Genomic DNA, 19,453 nt, shown 5'->3' on the forward strand with positions numbered 1-19,453 from the left:
GCGCAATTCTTGTCGAACAGGGAGCTTGGTCCTAATCGCCCTGAAAGTCGGTCACGCCCAGTACTTGAGTGCGTTCGTCACCGTCAGACCGTTCGCGCACGATCAGCGTGCGGTAGGCGGCCTTGCGGAGCGCCTCGGGGACCAGACGGTAGCCCCCGCGCACGACGACGTTGCGAACATACTGCGACCTGCTCGTGAACCCCTCGTCGCGCAGGGTGCGCTGGAGCCGCAGCTCGGAGCGCAGGAGCCGGGTGCCGCCGCGACGCGCGTACGCGCCCGCGCCGACCCGGTACAGCACGAGCGGCTCGGGGACGTTCGCGACCTGGGCGCCCACAGCGATCATGCGCGCGAACAGCAGGTAGTCCTCCATCAGGTCGAGCGTCTCGTACCCGCCCGCGCCCCGGACTGCCGAGCGCCGGTACACGACCGACGGGTGGTTGAACGGGTCGTGGAAGCGGGAGTAGCGCTCGATCTCGTCGGGCGTCGTCGGCGGCGTGCGGGTGCGACCCCACTCGGCCTCGTCCTCCTCGATCTCCACGATCGCCGAGCCGACCAGGTCGTAGCCCCCGGTGACCAGGGGCACCTGCACGGCGAACCGGTGCGGCAACGAGACGTCGTCCGCGTCGACGCGCGCCACGATCTCGTGGTCGCAGTGCTCGAGGCCGACCTCGAGCGCCGCGGCGAGGCCGACGTTCTGCGGCAGCTCGACGAGGTCCACGTCGACCCCGGGGGTCGACGCGAGCTTCTCGAGCAGCTTCTGCAGCTTGGGCCGCACGGGCCCGTCGCGGACGACCACGACCTGCGTCGGCGGGAGCGTCTGCTCACGCGTCGCGGACTCGAAGGCGCGCCGGACGAACCGGCGCCTGTCGCCGTCGTACACGGGCATGAGGACGGTGAACGGCTCCGTGTCGAGCGTCATGCGCGCCCTCCGGCGACCGGCCGCCCCGCAGCGGCCTCGACCGCGCGTGCCTCCGCCTCGACCGGGCCCAGTCCCTCGAGGACGGCGTCCGCGGGCCGCGGGGCGCTCGCGACGCCGTCGCGCAAGCCCTTCCAGCCCGACGCGAGCAGCGTCCGGCGATCCTGCGAACGCGCCACGGTGCGCCCCCAGCGGACCAGCGTCGACGCGCCGTACGCGGCCGTGTCCACGGGCCCGAGCGCGCGCGACCGCGAGAACATCCAGATCTTGTTCCGGACCTCGTTGTAGAACCGGGGACCCGGGTCGACGTCCGTGCCGGCGAACTTCGCCGTCCGGTGCTCGACGACGCTCCCCGGCACGTACAGGCCCGGCCGGTGGCGCAGCAGGCGCGTGGAGAACTCGAAGTCGTCGTTCCAGATGAAGTAGTCGGCCGCGGGCAGACCGTCCTCGCGCACCGCCCGCGCGTCGACGAGCATCGACACGAACGAGCTCGACCGCACCGGCACCGCACCCGCGACCTGCGCGCGGCGCACCTCCTCCGGGTCGGCGCGCGGCCGACGCCGCGGTGTGTTCATGGGGTGCTCGCGCCCGTCCGTCCAGACGGCTCTGGACCCGGCGACCGCCACCGGCTCGCCGCCGGCCGCCTCGAACGCGTCGCGAGACGCGAGGAGCTCGGCGAGCGCCGTCGGCGTGGGGATCGTGTCGTCGTCCATGAGCCAGACCAGGTCCGCGGGGGCCGACCCGTCCGACGGCGCCACGGCGTGCGCGAGTCCCGCAGCGAACCCGCCGGCACCGCCCGTGTTGCGGGCCAGGGCCAGCACCTCGGGGGCGCTCGGGTGCTCCTGGGCGACGGTCAGCGAGTCGTCGGTGGACGCGTTGTCGACGACGACCACATGGTCGACCGGGCGGGTCTGCACCGCGACCGCGTCGAGCGCCGCGACCAGCAGGTCCCGCCGGTTGTACGCGACCACGACGGCGACGACACGGGCAGGCACGGCTTCCACGCAGCTCCTCAGGACCGGACGGACAATCCCAACATCCTAGGCTGCGCGCAAGCACGCCCGGTTCAGGGCGTCCGGGGGAAGGCCGCCGTCGTCAGCGTCTTCTTCTTGCCGTCGACCGCGCGGAAGGAGGCAGTCCCGGAGTGGGCCTTCTTCATCGTGATCTTGAGAGTGGCCGCCTTCTTGGGTGTTGCACTGTTGAGGTCGAGGTAGCCGCACGTCACGTCTCCAATCACCACCTTCAGCTTCCCGTAGCCCGGGCCGACGGCAGCCTTGACGACCACGCTGCGCGCGCTCCTCACCCCCTTCACCTTCGCGACTGCGGTCGAGCTCGTGCTCGTCCAGACCTTCCCGCCGAAGTACCCCGTGCCGGCCGTCTTCTTCCAGGACGGAGACCAGTCGATCGCCGAGGTGATGACCGGCCGCGTCAAGCGCGTGTGGAGCTTGACGGGTCCGCGCTTGTGGTCGGCAGCGATCGGTCGGACGGCGATCACACGGGACCAGCCGTTCAGCGTCGAGAGCGTGTAGCTCGTCTTGGTCACGGTCGCTTGGACGCGCCAGGCGCGCGAGTCCGGAGTCGGGTCCGTTCGACTCGCGGACCGGGTCAGCACCTGATACCACTTGGCGCCCTTGACCGCCTTCCAACGGAAGGTCGCCTTCGAGTACCACTGCACAGGTGCGACGGTCGACGAAGACTTCACGATCGTCGGGCTCGCGGTCGTGTACTTGATCGCTCCGTGGGCGGCACGTACGGCGGCGATGCGCTTGTGGACCGCCGCACGGATCGCGGGCAGCTTTGCGTAGAGGTACTTGCCCGGACACGCGGTGCCGTTGGTGTCCCGATGGCCGAGGATCGTCGGGACGGTGACCCACGTCCCCGCCTTGGCCTTGGTGTTGCTCCCGGTGCTCGAACCCGTCAGCAGCCGCGCGTGCCCCTGCGAGTTGACCCCGTACTCGTAACCCTTCCAGGCCAGGACCTTCTCGATCGACGTCAGCATCGCCGACGTCGGCTGGGCCGTCTCGAAGTTGCCCATCGCGGACACCCCGATGGTGTCCGTGTTGTACCCGCCGGCCTGCGCACCGATCGGGTTGTCGTGGACCGCGTTGATCCGACCCTGGAAGATCGTCCCGTATTTGTCGACCAGGAACTGGTAGCCGATGTCCGGCCACCCCCGCGACTTGGTGTGGTACGCGTAGATCCCCCGGACGATCGCGGGCGACTGCGCCTTGGTGTAGCTGTTGGTCCCCGCGGTGTGGTGCACGTACATGGCGTCGAGGTGGGCGGACACGTCGGGCCACGAGCTCGCGAGGCTCTCGTCCGCACCCCACCCCCCGCGCGTGACGATGCTCGGCTGGTTCTCGTAGCCGGTCGCGGCGTCGGCGCTCGCGAGCGGGCGAGCCGTGGATCCGGCGTTCGCGTCGGCGGCCGAGGTCCCCGGGTCGACGACGTCCACCTGGACCTCCTTCGGCGCCGAGCCGTCCTTCGTGACGACGCGCACCTGGATCCCGTCGGCTCCCGAAGTGGTGAGGGGGTCCGTGCCGGGCCGCTCCCCCGGGACCCCGACGTCGTTGACCTCGAGCTCCGTCCAGGGCGACCAGCGGCCGTCCTCACGGACGCGAACGGAGACGAGGACCACGTCGGACGTTCCTGACGCCCAGGTGACGCCTGCGACCAGGAAGTGTTCCGTGCTCTCCTGGGCGCCGAGTACGGCGAGCCGGCCCCCGTCGAGGGACGGGTGTGTGCCCGCGGCCGTCGGCGTCGGCGTCGTGCTCGGCGTGGCCGCGAACGGGCTTGCCGTCGCGCGCCGCGGAACCACGGGCTTGCCGTCGTCGCCGACGGCGGGGTCGAGGGCCGTGGCGTCGCGGCGCGCCTTCGCGTCGATGCCGCGGACGTCGTGCGTGTCGACGTGCGGCTTCACGACGTGCGCTGCAGGCGCCGGGAGCGTCGCGACGGGCGCGACCACCGCCCCGCCCGCGAGCACCGCCGCTGTGGTCAGCCGGACCGTCGTCCGGCGTATCCCGGCCGCTACGCGTCCCCGCGTGCCCGTTCCTTCGACGTCCCCCATCGTGACCCCCTCGTCCCCTCGTGCCCGTTCTACGCTCGTCGCGCCGCACACCAGGGTGCGCGGCGCCTCGGCGCCACGCATCTCGGGACGCGCCGCGATCCCACCAGGCGGGACCGGGCCGGGGCCTTACAGCGGTCGCGCGTCCGACTCCAGCAGCACGGGGATGCCGTCGCGCACGGGGTACGCGAGCGGCCGCTCGGGGTCGGTGGAGTGCAGCTCGGGCTCGCCGCCCGGTCCGACGCCGTCGACGAGCGTCGCGCCCGTCACGGGGCAGCGCAGCAGGTCACGGGCCCACGCGTCCAGGGGGATGTTCACGGCCGGCTGCGTCATGCCTGCTCCTCGGGGGTGTCGGAGGCGTCGGTCTCGGTGTCCCGGACGAGCGAGAGCACGTCGTCGCGGACCTTCTCCATGATGTCCTCGTCGGCGGCCTCGACGTTGAGCCGCAGCAGCGGCTCGGTGTTGGACGCGCGGAGGTTGAACCACCACTGGGGCGTGGCGTCCCAGTGGGAGACGGTGAGCCCGTCGAGCTCGTCGGTCGTGACAGGGCCGGCGCCCTGCTGGGTCACGTACGCCTCGACGACCCGCGCCCGGGCCGCGGGGACGTCGGCGACGCGCGAGTTGATCTCGCCGCTCGCGACGTACGGCTGATAGGCGTCCGCGAGCGCCGACAGCGGGTGCGGCTGGGAGCCGAGCGCGGCGAGGACGTGCATCGCGGCGAGCATGCCGGTGTCCGCGAAGAAGAAGTCGCGGAAGTAGTAGTGCGCGCTGTGCTCGCCTCCGAACACGGCCTGGTGCTCGGCCATCTGCGCCTTGATGAACGAGTGGCCGACGCGGGTGCGGACGGTCGCGGCGCCCGCGGCGTGCAGGAGGTCGGGGACGGCGCGCGAGGTGATGAGGTTGTGGATCACGGTCGGCGTGCGGCCCTGCTCGAGCTCCTTGGCGACCTCGCGCAGTCCGACGAGCGCGGTGATGGCCGACGGCGACACCGGGTCGCCGTGCTCGTCGACGACGAAGCACCGGTCGGCGTCGCCGTCGAACGCGAGCCCGAGGTCGGCGTCGTGCTCGACGGCGGCGGCCTGCAGGTCGCGCAGGTTCGCGGGCTCGAGGGGGTTCGCCTCGTGGTTGGGGAACGACCCGTCGAGCTCGAAGTAGAGGGGCACGACGTCCAGGGGAAGCGGCGGCAGCCCCGCGCCCGTCCCGAGCACCGCGGGGACGGTGTACCCGCCCATCCCGTTCCCGGCGTCGACGACGACCTTGAGCGGGCGGATCCCGGACAGGTCGACGAGCCCGCGCAGGAACGCCGCGTAGTCGGCGAGCATCTCCCGGTCGGTGACGGCTCCGGGGGCGTCGGCCGGCTCCGGCAGCCCGTCGCCGAGGAAGTCGCCCGCGAGCTCACGGATCTCCGCGAGGCCGGTGTCCTGCCCGACGGGCCGTGCGCCCGCGCGGCAGAGCTTGATCCCGTTGTAGACGGCGGGGTTGTGGCTCGCGGTGAACATCGCACCGGGGACGCCGAGCGAGCCGGACGCGAAGTACAGCCCGTCCGTCGAGCACAGGCCGATGCGGACCACGTCGACGCCCGCGTCCGTGAGCCCGGAGGCGAACGCCTCGACGAGCTCCGGCCCGGACTCGCGCATGTCGTGCCCGACGACGACGCTCGGCCGGGTCGCGTCACCGGCCTCGGGGAGCACCACCACCCGGGCGAACGCCGCACCGATCGCGCGGGCGACGTCGGGCGAGAGCTGGTCGGGGACGGTCCCGCGGACGTCGTAGGCCTTGATGAGCGAGGACAGGTCGATGCGCGTCACCGGACGAGGGTATCGGTCCCCTGCCCCGGCGGGGCGACGTGCTCGCCGGACCGGCCCAGTCCGTGTGCGACGAGCGTCCGGGCGTACGCGATCGCGGTGGGCGTGTCGGCGAACACGCGCCCGGCCTCGTGGAGGTGCGGGACCGTGGCCAGCCGGTCGAGGAGGGCGCGGTGCTGCTCCTTGACCCCGGAGAGCAGGACGACGGAGCCGCGCCGCTCGAGGTGCGCGACGGTGTCGCGCAGGACGCTCGCCCCGGTCGCGTCGAGCGTGGACACGCGCGACATCCGCAGGACCACGACCTTGGTGTCCGCGGCTCGCGAGACCTCGAGGAGGAACTGCTGGGCGGCCGCGAAGAACAGCGGACCGTCGAAGCGGTACACGACGATGTGCTCGTCGAGGACCGCGAGCTCCTCGGCCGTGTGCGTGTCGGGCTGCGGCACGTCAGCGGACGCCGGGAGGGTCTCGAGCCGCGCGGAGCGCACGACGCTGCGCAGCGCGAGCACGACGGCGACCGCGAGGCCGACGAGCACGGCGGTGACGAGGTTGACGGCCACGGTCACGACGAACGTGAGCACCAGGACGGCCCCGTCGCCCCGGCTCGCGCGCACGATCGTGGTCAGGGCCCGGGCGTCGACCATGCGGATCGTCGTGGCGAGCAGCACGCCGGCGAGCGCGGCGAGGGGAATCTTGCCCACGAGCGGAGCGAGCGCGAGGACGAGGACGGCGAGGACGACGGCGTGCGTGAGCGCGGCGGTGCGGGAACGACCGCCGGTGCGCACGTTGACGGCGGTGCGGGCGATCGCACCGGTCGCGGGCACCCCGCCGAAGAAGGGCACGACGACGTTCGCGACGCCCTGGCCGAAGAGCTCGCGGTCGGGGTCGTGGCGCTCGGAGACCGTCATGCCGTCCGCGACGGTCGCCGACAGCAGGCTCTCGAGCGCGCCGAGGGCGGCGACCGCGACGGCGGACGCGGCCAGGGTCCCGACGGCACCGACGTCGACGAACCCCGTGTCGAACGACCCGATCTCGCGCGGCAGGGCACCGATGGGCGCGACGTCGAGATGGGCCGCGACGGCGACCACGGTGGCGAGCACGACCCCGACCATCGAGAACGGGATGCGCGGCGCGAACCGCCCTCCGACGAGCATGAGCGCCGCGACCCCGGCCGCGACGACGAGGGCCGGCACGTGCGGTCCGCGCACGAAGTCGACGACGGCGTAGGCGGCGCCCGACCACACGGCGCCGCCGCGGGCGGTCACGCCGAGCGCGTTCGGCACCTGCTGGAGGAAGATCACCACCGCGATCCCGGCGGTGAAGCCTTCGATGAGCGGCACCGGCAGCAGGCGGACGAGACGACCGAGCCGCGCGAAGGCCGCGACGACGAGGATCAGGCCGGCGAGCAGCCCGACCATGAGGACGCCGTCCCGCCCGAACCGGTGGACGACGGGCAGCAGCACCACGGACATCGCGCCCGTCGGCCCGGAGACCTGCAGGTTCGAGCCGCCGAGCACGGCCGCGAGGGCACCGGCGATGATCGCCGTCGTGATCCCCGCCGCGGCGCCGAGGCCGGAGGCGACGCCGAAGGCGAGCGCGAGCGGCAGCGCGACGACGGCGACGGTGACGCCTGCCAGCAGGTCCCGGCCCGGGTTGCGGCGGGCGGCGGCCCAGTCGTCGCGGTTCGGCAGCAGGCTCGTGACGGCGCCGAGGACGCCGCTCACCGGGCACCCAGCTCGGAGCGCAGGTCGGCGAGCAGCTCTTCCTGGCCGAGGATCACGGACGTGAGCAGCTCGCGCGCGGCGAGCATGAGCTCGGCGACGTTGGGGGCGCTGAGGGCGTAGGTCACGGTCGCCCCCTCGCGCGTGGAGGTGACGAGGCGCGCGCGGCGCAGGACGGCGAGCTGCTGGGACAGGTTCGACGGCTCGAGGTCGAGGTCGGCCAGCAGCTCGCGCACGGGCCGAGGGCCGGCGAGCAGGAGCTCGAGGATGCGGACACGGACGGGGTGGCCGAGCGTGCGGAACAGCTCGGCCTTCGCCTCGTAGAGGGGACGTGGCACGACGGGAGACCTCGATCGCGGGAGACGCGGACGATGCACCATTTCAACAATTGAAGATTTTTGCAACTATGGCCCGGCGCACGAGGACCCGGGCGATGCGGGCGGAAGGCGGTCAGCCCTCGTCGGCGCGGAGCACGCGCAGGTGGGCGCGGCGCCCGTCGGGTGCTGGCTCGGGCTCCGCGGCCTGCGCCGCCCCGGCGCGCCGGACGGCCTCCGCGAGCGCCGACAGGTCGTCGGGGCTGGGCGGCGGCTCCTCGAACCGGTCCGCGAGCCGCACGACGTCCCAGCCTCGGGGCACCGTGAGCTTCTGGGCGTGGTCGGCGCACAGGTCGTAGCTGTGGGGCTCGGCGTAGTGCGCGAGGGGACCAAGGACGGCGGTGGAGTCCGCGTACACGTACGTGAGCGTCGCGACCGCCGCCCCGGTGCACGCCGTCCGCGAGCACTGCCTGACCGATTGCACGGAGGGAACGGTACTCCTGGTCCGGGCCGTGGTGGTCGAGGCGCGCGGCTCGCGGGCCGGCCTCACCGCTGCGGCGCACGTGGCTAGGCTCGTGGGGTGACCTCCTCCGCAGCCTTCCCGGGCTCCCCCGACGGCGCTGCCGCCGGGTCGCTCCCCGTGCCCGCCGGGGGCGCCGCCGCGCGCCCGTTCCCGCGCCGCCGCGACCGTCGGGGCCGGGGCCCGCGGGGCCCGCTGCTCCCGCCCGGCCTGCCGGCGTCCCGCACCCGCGCGGACCGGTTCGACGACCTCGTCCTCGGCACGGTCGAGCGCCTCGAGACGCGCTGGGGCGCGCAGCTCGAGGGGACGGAGTTCGCGGTCGAGGACGTGCCGCCGTCGGACCCGGCGCCCTGGGAGGAGTCGGTCCCCCTGGGTCGCTGCTTCCCTGCCGAGTCCGGGCAGCCGGCGCGCGTCGTCGTGTACCGCCGGCCGGTCGAGGCGCGGGCGATCGACGACGACGACCTGGCCGACCTGGTGCGCGACGTCGTCGTCGAGCAGGTCGCGCAGCTGCTGGCACGCACGCCGGAGGAGATCGACCCGGGCTACGACGCCGACTGACGGGCGTGTCAGGCGCTCACGGCACCCCGCCCCCGCCACGGCCTGACAGGTCCGCGAGGGAGGGTCAGGGCAGACCGAGGGTCGGGTCCTCCTGGACCGTGACCTTCCCGCCCGACGACACGCTCGGCACGGGCGCGAGCACGGAGACGAGCTGCCCGGAACCCCCGCCTGTCGGCACGCCCGACGACGCAGCCCCCACCGAGGCCACCACGCCCCAGGTGAGGGTCGTACCGCCGCTGGTGGTGACCGCGTCGACGGCGACCCCGGCGACGTCCTTGCCGGGGGCGAGCGCCCCCACGTCGATCGTGGTCGACGCGCCGGCGGCGACGGTCGTCGGGCGGCTGAGCACCTGGGCCCCGCTCGCGTCGAAGAGCCGGACGGTCGCCTTCACCTGGCCGGAGACCTTCGCGTCGGTCGAACGGTCGGCGGGGAGCGCCGACAGCACGACGGCGTCGGACGTCCCGCCCGGGAGCGCGACCTCCCCGGCGTCCGACGACGCCGCCGCCGTGTCCGGCACCGCCTGCGCCGGCACCCACGCGCGGTCCCACGGGGTCCGTGCGTCCGCCGGCGCCGGCTGGCCCTTCGCCCCGGTCGTCCCGGGACGCTGCTCGACGGCGCCCGCCACGACCTTCTGGTCGGCGTCGACGGTCACGGTGTACGTCCCGGCGGGCAGCCCGCCGAGCGGCACGTCGACGACCTGGCCCGCGTCGAGCGCGACCTGCTCCGCGCCGCGCAGGTGCACGCGACCCTTCGGCCCCCACAGGCTCACCGTGGCCTTCGCGGCGTGGTTCGGCGCAAGGAGCCGGACGACGGGCGCCCGCGCGTCGGAGATGCTCTCGCCGCGGCTCACGACACCCGCGAGCGCCAGGTGCTGCGCCGGTGCCGTGCCGGCGACGACGTCCGAGACGCCCTGCGGGACGATGCCCGCGAGCGTGGAGTGCTGCAGGTACGCACTCACGAGCCCGCCCGACGCCCTGACCTGGACGACGAGCCGGTCGACCCCCGGCGCGGCGGCCTCGAGCAGCCGCACGACCTCCGTGCCCGCGGGCACGACGAGCGATGCGGAGCTCGCGAGGGAGATCTCGCCGTCGGGCCCCCACGCACGGACGCTGACGGTCGCGGGGGTGAGCCCGGGGTTCTGCAGGACGAGCTGCGTGCTGCTGCCGACCTTGGTGTCGCCGCCGGCCAGCCAGGCGACGGTGCCCGGGGTCTGGCAGCTCGCGGCGACCAGGCCGCGCAGGTCGCCGGACGTCGTCGTCGAGGCGACGCTCGCAGCGACCCGGTCCGCGCCGTCGTCGGGGGCGGGGGCGCGCAGCGCGAGCCCGCCGGAGACGGAGCCCTGGCGCAGCACGCTCGCGGCGTCCCCGCCGGGCGCGGCGGCGAGCGTCCCGACCTTCGAGCCGCCGAGCTTCTGGAGCGTGCCTGCCCCGGAGGCGAGGGCCAACGCGCCGAGCCGGGTCGTCGTGGGCACGGGCGAGGCCTTGAACTGGGTGTCGCCACCCGAGTCGGGGTCGGTGAGCCGCGCGGGTGCCGGGCAGACGAGCATCCGGTCGCCGGGCGCGACGTCGACCGTCGAGGTCCGATGCGCCAGCGGGTCCGACCCAGGGGCCGCGGCGGGGGGCAGGACGTGGGGCGCGAGCGCCGCCCCGCCCGCGACCAGCGCGACGGCCACGACCCCGGTGCCACCGAGCACCGTCCGCCGCCACAGCCGGCTCATCGCAGCACCACCCGCCGACGCCGGACGGGCAGCGCGAGCAGCACCACGACGAGGAGCAGCACGCCGGAGGACCAGAGCCAGAGCGCACGGTGGGGCGCGTCGTAGGACACGACGAGGTGGCCTGCCTTCCCGGCGGGCACGGCGAACTCCTGCTGCCACGTGCCGCCGCCTCCCGCGGTGGCGAGCGAGCGCCCGTCGAGGGTCGCCCGCCAGTGCCGGTGGGCGTGCGACGCGAGGACGAGCGTCGTGGCGGCGTCGCGGGCGGGCAGCGTCTCGTCGACGCCCGGGCCCGGCGTCGGCAGCGCGCGGAGCACCTTCCCGTCGGCGTCGCGCAGCGTCGCCCACGCTCCGCCCGTGGACGTCTGGGCCCCGCTCGCGCCGGACAGGTCGACGCGCCAGAGCACGGAGTCCTGGCCCTCGGTCACCCGGGCGAGGCCCGGGACCGTGTCGAGCCGTGCGGTCAGGGCGGCGCGGCTCGACCCGCGGGTCGTGCCGTCGGCCGGGAGCAGGACGCCGCCCACGCCGAGGTCGGACATCGCGTCGGCGAGCCCGCGCGACGACGGCGCCACACCGTCCCCCGCGAGCTGGGCGACGACCTGCGCAAGCCGCGCCTCCGGGCTGCCGGACGCGGGAACGGTCCCGTCGAGCGCCGCGCGCGCGGCGCGGCCGTCGACGACGACCGACGAGTCGACGAGCTGCGTCCCGTCGGCGCGCAGCAGCGTGTAGCGGACGGCCCCGGTCGTCGGGACGGCGTCGAGCAGGAGGAGGCGCGCGCCGGCGGCCTGCATCTGCTGTCCGACCGGCGGGACCACGGGCGTCCCGGCGAGCGTGAGGTCGCCGACCGTGTGGTGCGTGGTGTCGACGTCCTGGGCCACCCAGGTCCCTACGGTCGCGCAGGGCACGGCGAGCGCCAGCCCGACGACGGCCGCCCGGGCGACCTGCTTGCCCCGGTGCGGCTCGTCGTAGCGGCCGCGCAGGACGGTCCGCTCGGGGAGGCCGAGCAGCGCGGCGCCGAGGAGCCCCGCCACGACGAGGCTCGTGCCCGCACCGGGCCACACCCGCACGAGGCCCGACGCGCTGGTCGCGACCGTGACCGCCGGGGCGACGACGGCGAGCGCGAGACCCGCCGCGGCGACGACCCAGCCGACCCGGGCCGCGACGGGGCGGCGCGAGCGCACCACCGCGACGACCGCCACGGCGGCGACGGAGCCGACCAGCGACCACGACACCACGGTCGCCCACGTCCCCGCGATCCCGAGCGCGGACGTCGGGGAGGACGGCCAGCCGAGCGCACTCTGCCAGGGCGGCACGGCGTCGTACCCGGTGGGGTTCCCGGGCGTCGCGAGCAGCAGGCGCCACCCGCCGCCCTCCCGTCCCCACGTCCGGCCGACGTGCCACAGGAACGGCCCGAGGACGACGAGCGCCGGGACGGGCACGAGCAGGAGCCGCACGTACCGGCGGGGCCGGGCCGACGTGACGACGGTCGCGAGCGCGGCGACCACCACGGCGACCAGGCAGGCAGCGAGCAGCACCGGCGCACCGGCAGCGACGGGCACGAGCAGCAGGGCGGCGGCTGCGAGGGCACCGAGCGAGGGCGTCGCGAGGCGCCGGGCGGGACCGCGACCCGCCGCGTCGAGCGGGCCGGCCGCCGGTGCGATGCGGTCGTCGGCGACGACCCCGACGCCGCGCAGGGTCGCGAGCACGAACCAGGGCAGCGCGGCGTGCGCGACGAGCGCCCCGAGCCGGCCCTGCCCGACGGCGAGCAGCAGCGCGGGCGACGCGGCCCACACGAGCGCCGCCCAGGCACGGGCGGGGATCCATCGCGTCAGGGCGCCGGCCGCGAACCACGCGCCGAGCCCGGCCACCAGGAACGACGTCGCCAGCAGGAGGTTCACGGCGACCTGGACGTGCCCGAACGTGAGGACCGACGCCCCGAGCACGACCGCCAGCACGGGGTCGGCGGGCGCGGCGTGACCGAACCCGGACTGCACCCAGCCGCTCGTCGCCGCCGACCACAGCTCTCCCCAGCTCGACGACGCAGGCAGGAGCGCCCCCCCGACCAGCCGCTCCCCCGAGGCGAGCGCGCCCGCGAGCGACGCGAACACGAGGCCCGTGAGCACCACGAGCGCGAGCGCGACGGCGCCGAGGGTGACACGGCGCCGGGCCGCGAGCTGCTGGAGCTCGGCGCGCTCGAGCTCGCTCGGCGCGAACGCGGAGCGCCGCAGCTCGGCGGCGCTGAGGCGGCGGTCGCGCCGCTGCGCGGCTCCCTCACGCCAGTCCTGCTGGAGCGGGCGGACCGCCCGGCGCGGGACGGTCGACGTACGGTGCGCGGAGCGGCGCGCCCGCACGAGGCCGGGCACCCGGACCAGGACGAGCAGCGGGGCGAGCAGCTCGTCGCGCGCGTGGGCGGGCTGCTTGAGCACGAGCCGGTACATGGCGCGGAACGGCGCGCACACCACGAGCCAGACAGCCAGCACGGGCAGCAGCGCGAGCGGCGCCCCCACGAGCCGCAGGTACAGCTCGCTGCGGCGCCGCGCGCCGAACGACTCGTCCGCGGCGTCCTCGAGGTCGTCGTCGTCGACGCGCAGCGCCGTCGTCGGGTCGGCCGGGTCCACCCGGTGCAGGCTGAGCTGCGCGTGCTCGACGACGGCGCCCGGCACGACCACCACGCGGTGCCCCGCCAGGCGGGCCCGCCGGCACAGGTCGAGCCCGTCGCCGAACGCGCCGAGCTCGGGGTCCGTCCCGCCGAGCTGGTCCCAGACGCCGCGGCGCACGAGCGCGCCTGCCAGCCCGACGCCGAGCACGTCGTCGCGTGCGTCGTGCTGGCCCTGGTCGATCTCGTGGGGCTCGACGACGGACACCCGCCGCCCGGCCCGGGACGTGGTGACGCCGACCTCGACGAGCTCGGGGATGTGCCGGCCGTCGTCGGCGAGGGTCGCGGGGCGGGGGTCGCGGGCCTTCCAGCGGCGCTGCTTGGCGCCGGCGACCGCGACGGCCGACGAGTGCTCGACGGCGCGCAGGAGGGCGCCCAGCGCACCCGCGTCGGGGGCGGAGTCGTCGTGCAGGAGCCACAACCAGGTGCCGTCGGGCTCTTCGCGCAGCGCCGCGGCGACGCCCTCGCCGAACGTGCGGGCGCGGGGGGCGGCGACGAACCGCGCGTCGCCGAGCTGGAGGTCGCCGTAGCCGCTCGTCGCCGTCGACGTCGCGACGTCGACCACGACCAGGCGGGTGGGGGCGCGGTGCTGCGCGCGGACCGCGGCGAGGGTCCGCCGGAACCAGGGGTTGGCGCCGCGCGTGACGATGACGGCGGTCACGCTCGCGACGACGGGGATCGTGCCCGTCACGGCGGACACGATCGACGCGCCGGCGTCCGCCGGCGCCGTGGACAGAGCACTCGCGTCGTTCATGGCTCCGCCATCATGCGACGGGCCGGAGCCGAACCGTGGGACCTCAGGAGGTCGGCGCGGCGACCTGCTGCGTGCAGGCGGGTCTCGTCAGTGCGTGCTCAGATGGCGCGGCGCTTGAGCTTGCGACGCTCACGCTCCGACAGCCCGCCCCAGATGCCGAACCGCTCGTCGTGCGCCAACGCGTACTCGAGGCACTCCTGCCGGACCTCGCAGCCCGAGCAGACCTTCTTCGCCTCGCGCGTCGAACCGCCCTTCTCGGGGAAGAACGCCTCCGGGTCCGTCTGGGCGCACAGCGCCCGCTCCTGCCAGCTGAGCAGCGAGTCCTCCTCGGCGTCACCGAAGAGAGAGACGACCGGGGCGAGGCCCAGGTCGTGGTGGACGAGCTGCTCGGGCGCCGTCTCGGCGCCGTAGCTCGTCGTCGCGTCGGACGGGAAAACGCCGCCGTCCCCGTCGAGAAGGTTCCACATGTTTCGCCCCTTTACCTGCGGTCCTCGTGAAGAAACTGCATTGGTAGAATTACACGCGTGTCATCCGTGAGCGTCAAGCCGAAATGTGGTAGCGCTCCGGGGACGAGGGGTGAAGTTCGCGTGCAGGTCGGCGTGTCGCAGGACGCGGGCGGCCCGTGCTCACCGCCTCTAGGCTGAGGGCATGGAGCCCGCCGCCACCCCTTCGACCTCACCACCCGGACGGCCCGGAACCGCGGCCCAGAGCCCATCAGCGCTGCTCGCACGGGTCGCCGCGGCAGGAGGCGCGCCGCGGCTCACCTGGTACGCCTACGGCGGCGAGCGGATCGAGCTCTCCGGTGCGGTTCTCTCCAACTGGATCACCAAGACGGCGAACCTCCTCGTGGAGGAATTCGATCTCGGTCCGGAAAACACGCTGACGCTGGATCTTCCTGCGCACTGGCGGGGAATCACCTGGGCGCTCGCCGCGTGGCGCGTGGGCGCGTGCGTGGACCTTCGCCGCGACGCCGCGCCCGGCGCCGTCGTCGCGACCGACGACCCCGAGCGGTGGGCGGGCCGCGGGGCCGACGTCGTCGCCGTGAGCCTCGCGCCGCTCGCCCGCAGCTTCGGCGCCCCGCTGCCCGCCGGGGTCCTCGACGCCGCGGCCTCCGTCATGACCTACGGCGACGTCCTCGGGTACGCACCGCCGACCGACCCTGCCGCACCCGCGCTCGTCACACCCGACGGCACCGTGACGCACGCCGCGCTGGTCGACCGAGCCCTCACCGGTCCCGCGGGGGCACCCGCCCCGGGCTCGCGGACCCTCGTCGTGGCACGCGAGCCCGGCGGGTTCCTCCTCGACGCCGTCGCGACGTGGGCGCGCGACCGCTCGCTCGTGGCCGTGACGCCCGACGTCGCCACCCTCGCGACCTCCGACCCTGCACGCTGGGAACGTCTCGTCGCCGGCGAGCGGGTCGACGTGCTCCTCACAGAGGACACCGACCGCACCGACGAGCCGCCGGCGCGATGAGCACCGGCCGGGCGCGCGTCCTCCTGGTGGCGTTCACCCGCCACCACGACGACGTGCGCGTCCGTCGCCTCGTCCGCGCGCTCGCGCGCACCTCGGACGTCACCACCGCCGGGTACGGGCCGGCCGTCTCGGGCGCGCTGCGGCACGTGACGCTCGGCCCCGCGGACAGCCCGCACCCGCCCGCCACCGCCGTCGCCACGGGCTGGCTCGCCCGGGGCGTCTCCCCGCTCCTACGCTCGGCCGCGGCCCGCACCACCGCCGCCACCCTCGCGGGAGACCGCTGGGACGTCGTCGTCGCCGTCGGCGTCGACACGCTTCCCGTCGCACGGCACCTCGCGGACGGCGCCGCGGTCTGGGCCGATGTGCGCGCCTGGCCGGACGCCGGCGCGCACGGACCGTTCGCGCCGCTCGAGCGCGACGCCCTGCTCCGGGTGCTCCACGAGGACCTCCCCCGGTGCGCTGCCGTGACGGCCGCGTCGGGCGCCCTGGCCGACCTCGTCCGACGTGAGGTGCCGGGGCTCGAGCCCGACGTCGTCGTCGTGCAGGACACCTGGCCCCGGGCCGAGCTCGCGCCGACGCCCGTGGGCGACCCGATCCGGCTCGTCCGGGCGGGCGCGGCCCGCGCGAACGCCGGGCTGGAGACCACGGTCGAGGCCGTGCGCACGCTCGGTGCCGGCTGGAGTCTCGACCTGCTCCTCGTTCCCGGCTCCGACGACGCCGTCCTGCGCCGGCTGCACGAACGGACCGCCGAGCTCGCGCAGGTGCGGATCCTGCCCGCACCCGAACCGGACGACCTGCCCGCGGCGCTGCACGGCTACGACGTGGCCACCTGGTGGGTCCCACCGACGACGACGCAGGCGTGCGCCGCCCTGCCGTCCTTCCTGCTCGCCGCGGTGCAGGCGAGGTGCGCGGTCGCCGTCGGGCCTGCGGCGCAGGCCGAGCGCCTCGTCCGGTCCTACGGCCTGGGCGCGGTCGCCGTGGACGTCTTCGCGGCGACGTGCGCCGCCTCCGTGCGACGCCTCGGCCGGGACGGGATCGCCGCCGCCAAGGAGCGGGCCGACGCCGCCGCGGGCGAGCTGTCCCGCGGCGCCGACGACACGCGGCTCACCGGGGTGCTCGACCGCCTGCGCCTCGGCTGAGATGCTGGCGCGGTCAGCAGCAGGTCCTTCTCCACAATCCCTCCACCGCACGCGCTCCCACGCCGCGCGGGGCCTGCGCAGCGCTCCGCTTAGGATCACATCCCGTGACGACGAACAACGCCGCCGAGAAGGGCGCCCCCCGACACGCCCGCCTCCTGCACACGCACGGCGTCGCGAAGGTGATCGGTCTGGTCCTCGTCGGCGGCCTGGCTGCCGTGAGCAGCGGCGCCTACGCGTTCGTCCGGCACTACCAGGGGAACATCGACTCGAACGACACGTCGTTCCTCGCAGCCAAGGACAAGGCGCGGAAGGCGAAGGACCCGAGCGACCCGGACGCCGGGCACGACCTGAACATCCTCATCCTCGGGTCGGACTCGCGCGGCGGCGCCAACGGCAAGATCGTCAAGGACGACAACGGCGGTCAGCGGTCGGACACGACCGTGGTCTTGCACGTCTCGGCCGACCGCAAGCGCATCGAGATGGTGTCCATCCCGCGCGACTCCATCGTCGACGTCCCCGCCTGTCAGATCGACTCGAAGGGCCACTCGACCGGCGCGGCTCCCCACACCATGTTCAACGCGGCCTTCTCGTACGGCGCCGACAAGGCGAAGGCCCTCGGCGGCGACGAGTCCGCCCAGATCGCCGGCGGCGCCGCCTGCACCTGGCAGACCGTCGAGTCGACGACGGGCATCACGCTCGACGGCTACGTCGTGCTCGACTTCAGCGGGTTCGAGGGCATGATCAACGCGCTCGGCGGCGTCCCGATGTGCATCCCCGAGGACATCGACGCCCCCAAGGCGGACCTCGAGCTCAAGGCCGGCTACCAGACCCTCAAGGGCAAGACGGCGCTCGGCTACGCCCGTGCCCGCGAAGGCGTCGGGGACGGCTCGGACCTGAGCCGCATCAAGCGCCAGCAGGAGCTCATGGGCTCGATCGCGAACAAGGTGTTCGCCCAGAACTTCCTGACGGACGCACCCAAGCTGCTCAGGTTCCTCGATGCCGCGACCAAGTCGCTGCACACCTCCAAGACGGACGGCGGGCTCAACCTCAGCTCGGTCACGAGCATCGCCGGCCTCGCGCTGAGCCTTCGCCACCTCGACTCCTCGAACATCACGTTCCTCACGATCCCGAACGGCGCCGACCCCACGAACCCCAACCGGGTGGTGTGGACCGAGCCGGCCGCGTCCGAGATCTGGAAGAAGCTCGCCGAGGACAAGCCGCTCACGGCCGCCGAGGAGAAGGCCTCGAAGAAGGCCAAGTCCTCGTCGACGGCCAAGGCCACCGACAAGGCGACGAGCGGCAGCTCCGACAAGTCGTCCGACACCTCGAAGCAGTCGTCCTCGACGTCCACCCCGAAGAACCGGGACAAGGACGGCATCACCGCGGCCGACGTCACCAGCTCCAAGGCGGCCTGCACGTCATGACGCCCGACCCCCGATCTCTGCCGCCGAGCTTCACCCCGCAAGCGGGGCGCGGGTCGCGCCCCGACACCGCGGACGGCGTCATCGAGGTCGGGACCGACGGCACCGGCGGGACCACGCCGCCTCCCCCGCCGGCCCGCCCCGCGTCCCGGGTGACGCGACAGTCGAGCGGCCCTGTCCCCGTCGACCGCAGCGGGGGACGGACCCGTGGCGGGTCCGGGCGCCCCCCGGCGATCCCGCCCGCGGGCGCCGGAGTCACGCGCGCCCCGCGCCCGGTCGCCGGCGACGAGCGCCGACCCCGGACGTCACCCACCTCGCGAGCCCCTCAGCGCGTCGTCGCCGGCGGCGGGGCCGGGCGCCGCCCTGGCGAGGGCTCGCCGGCCGGCACCGCCCCCGGCGCCTCCGCACCGAGCCGGATCCGGCTGCGCAAGGGACGCATCGCCGCGATCGTCGCGGGCGTCCTCGTGATCGGGATGATCGCGTGGCCCGTCGGCCTCGTCGCGTGGGCCAACGGCAAGCTCGACCACGTCGACGCGCTCTCGGACGCCAAGGACACCCCCGGCACCACCTATCTGATCGCCGGCTCCGACTCGCGCGCCGACGGCGTCGTCAAGGACGGCACCTCAGGGGCCCGCACCGACACGATCATGCTGCTCCAGGTGCCCGACTCCGGGACGACGTCGCTCATCTCGATCCCCCGCGACTCGTACGTGAAGATCCCCGGGCACGGCAGCAACAAGATCAACGCCGCCTACGCGTTCGGTGGTGCTCCGCTCCTCGTCAAGACCGTCGAGAAGCTCACCGGGATGCACGTCGACCACTACGCCGAGGTGGGGTTCGGCGGGGTCGAGGGCCTCGTCGACGCCGTCGGCGGCGTGCACCTGTGCCTCGACTACGACGTGGACGACAAGAAGTCCGAGCTCAAGTGGAAGGCCGGTTGCCACGACGTCGGGGGTAAGACCGCCCTCGCGTTCTCGCGCATGCGCTACTCGGACCCCACCAGCGACTTCGGTCGGACCCAGCGCCAGCGCCAGCTCGTCGACGCGATCTCGCAGAAGGCCGCGAAGCCGAGCCTGCTCTTCAAGCCGGTCACGCAGGTCAAGCTCATCGACGCGGGGACAGGCGTGCTCAAGGTCGACGACGACACCAACATCATCGACCTGGCGAAGCTCGCGATGGCCTTCAAGGCCGCGAACGGCAAGGACGGCGTGACCGGGCTCCCCCCGATCTCGGACCGGGACTACCGGCCCGGCGGCGTCGGCTCGAGCGTCCGGCTCGACCCGGACAAGGCGCCCACGTTCTTCAAGAAGGTCATGAACGGCAAGCTCAAGGCCGGCACGGTCAACTCCGAGACCTCCTCGAAGGGCTGACGCGCACGCCACCGCCCCTCCTGCCGAGCAC

The 19,453-nt window shown here is 74.5% G+C and carries 16 protein-coding genes; 5 read left to right on the forward strand and 11 right to left on the reverse strand.

The window, feature by feature from the left end; all coding sequences use genetic code 11:
- Nucleotides 1-31: 31 nt before the first annotated feature.
- The 8 genes from KDY119_RS19145 to KDY119_RS13120 form a co-directional block, all read right to left on the reverse strand.
- Nucleotides 32-919: a glycosyltransferase gene (locus KDY119_RS19145; protein ID WP_051136204.1), complete on the reverse strand. Its 888-nt coding sequence runs from the start codon at nt 917-919 to the stop codon at nt 32-34.
- Nucleotides 916-1,920 (reverse strand): glycosyltransferase, encoded by a 1,005-nt coding sequence (locus KDY119_RS19150; protein WP_036946746.1) that lies wholly within the window; start codon nt 1,918-1,920, stop codon nt 916-918. Before KDY119_RS19150 ends, KDY119_RS19145 begins: the two co-directional genes overlap by 4 nt.
- Before the next feature lie 62 nt (nt 1,921-1,982).
- The gene (locus tag KDY119_RS13095; RefSeq protein ID WP_153022411.1) at nt 1,983-3,983 is read right to left on the reverse strand and encodes an N-acetylmuramoyl-L-alanine amidase; all 2,001 of its coding nucleotides are present in this window, start codon (nt 3,981-3,983) and stop codon (nt 1,983-1,985) included.
- Nucleotides 3,984-4,109: 126 nt separating this feature from the next.
- Nucleotides 4,110-4,313, reverse strand: a complete 204-nt coding sequence (locus tag KDY119_RS13100) for a Trm112 family protein (RefSeq protein WP_036946752.1) — start codon at nt 4,311-4,313, stop codon at nt 4,110-4,112.
- Nucleotides 4,310-5,779 carry a phosphomannomutase/phosphoglucomutase gene (locus KDY119_RS13105; protein WP_051136400.1) on the reverse strand — a complete coding sequence of 490 codons (1,470 nt, stop codon included), beginning with the start codon at nt 5,777-5,779 and terminating at the stop codon, nt 4,310-4,312. Before KDY119_RS13105 ends, KDY119_RS13100 begins: the two co-directional genes overlap by 4 nt.
- Nucleotides 5,780-5,784: 5 nt before the next feature.
- The gene (locus tag KDY119_RS13110; protein WP_153022412.1) at nt 5,785-7,506 is read right to left on the reverse strand and encodes a SulP family inorganic anion transporter; all 1,722 of its coding nucleotides are present in this window, start codon (nt 7,504-7,506) and stop codon (nt 5,785-5,787) included.
- Nucleotides 7,503-7,841, reverse strand: coding sequence for an ArsR/SmtB family transcription factor (locus KDY119_RS13115; protein WP_153022413.1), 339 nt, complete (start codon nt 7,839-7,841; stop codon nt 7,503-7,505). The genes KDY119_RS13110 and KDY119_RS13115 overlap by 4 nt, the downstream gene beginning before the upstream one ends.
- Before the next feature lie 112 nt (nt 7,842-7,953).
- Complete coding sequence (locus tag KDY119_RS13120; RefSeq protein WP_036946761.1) at nt 7,954-8,301, reverse strand: DUF3499 domain-containing protein; 348 nt, start codon at nt 8,299-8,301, stop codon at nt 7,954-7,956.
- Between the two features lie 96 nt (nt 8,302-8,397).
- Here KDY119_RS13120 and KDY119_RS13125 point away from each other — a divergent pair, with 96 nt between their 5' ends.
- On the forward strand, nt 8,398-8,895 hold the full coding sequence (locus tag KDY119_RS13125; protein ID WP_322619616.1) for a metallopeptidase family protein: 498 nt from the start codon (nt 8,398-8,400) through the stop codon (nt 8,893-8,895).
- Nucleotides 8,896-8,959: 64 nt separating this feature from the next.
- Here the strand turns inward: KDY119_RS13125 and KDY119_RS13130 are convergent, their stop codons facing one another.
- The 3 genes from KDY119_RS13130 to KDY119_RS13140 all read right to left on the reverse strand — a co-directional run bounded on the left by KDY119_RS13130 (nt 8,960) and on the right by KDY119_RS13140 (nt 14,387).
- Nucleotides 8,960-10,612 carry a DUF5719 family protein gene (locus tag KDY119_RS13130; protein ID WP_153022414.1) on the reverse strand — a complete coding sequence of 551 codons (1,653 nt, stop codon included), beginning with the start codon at nt 10,610-10,612 and terminating at the stop codon, nt 8,960-8,962.
- Complete coding sequence (locus KDY119_RS13135) at nt 10,609-14,019, reverse strand: glycosyltransferase (RefSeq protein WP_153022415.1); 3,411 nt, start codon at nt 14,017-14,019, stop codon at nt 10,609-10,611. Before KDY119_RS13135 ends, KDY119_RS13130 begins: the two co-directional genes overlap by 4 nt.
- A 98-nt stretch (nt 14,020-14,117) precedes the next feature.
- On the reverse strand, nt 14,118-14,387 hold the full coding sequence (locus tag KDY119_RS13140) for a WhiB family transcriptional regulator (RefSeq protein WP_194174438.1): 270 nt from the start codon (nt 14,385-14,387) through the stop codon (nt 14,118-14,120).
- A 280-nt stretch (nt 14,388-14,667) separates the two neighbouring features.
- Between KDY119_RS13140 and KDY119_RS13145 the strand changes: the two genes are divergently transcribed.
- The 4 genes from KDY119_RS13145 (at nt 14,668) to KDY119_RS13155 (ending at nt 19,422) form a co-directional block, all read left to right on the forward strand.
- Nucleotides 14,668-15,492 carry a TIGR03089 family protein gene (locus KDY119_RS13145; protein WP_153022416.1) on the forward strand — a complete coding sequence of 275 codons (825 nt, stop codon included), beginning with the start codon at nt 14,668-14,670 and terminating at the stop codon, nt 15,490-15,492.
- On the forward strand, nt 15,489-16,631 hold the full coding sequence (locus KDY119_RS18905) for a glycosyltransferase family protein (RefSeq protein ID WP_194174223.1): 1,143 nt from the start codon (nt 15,489-15,491) through the stop codon (nt 16,629-16,631). Before KDY119_RS13145 ends, KDY119_RS18905 begins: the two co-directional genes overlap by 4 nt.
- A 104-nt stretch (nt 16,632-16,735) precedes the next feature.
- Nucleotides 16,736-18,055 (forward strand): LCP family protein, encoded by a 1,320-nt coding sequence (locus KDY119_RS13150; RefSeq protein WP_051136206.1) that lies wholly within the window; start codon nt 16,736-16,738, stop codon nt 18,053-18,055.
- Nucleotides 18,052-19,422: an LCP family protein gene (locus tag KDY119_RS13155; RefSeq protein WP_153022417.1), complete on the forward strand. Its 1,371-nt coding sequence runs from the start codon at nt 18,052-18,054 to the stop codon at nt 19,420-19,422. Before KDY119_RS13150 ends, KDY119_RS13155 begins: the two co-directional genes overlap by 4 nt.
- Nucleotides 19,423-19,453 lie beyond the last annotated feature (31 nt).

It is taken from the genome of Luteimicrobium xylanilyticum (assembly GCF_009429125.1).
In the GTDB taxonomy this organism is placed as follows: domain Bacteria; phylum Actinomycetota; class Actinomycetes; order Actinomycetales; family Cellulomonadaceae; genus Luteimicrobium; species Luteimicrobium xylanilyticum.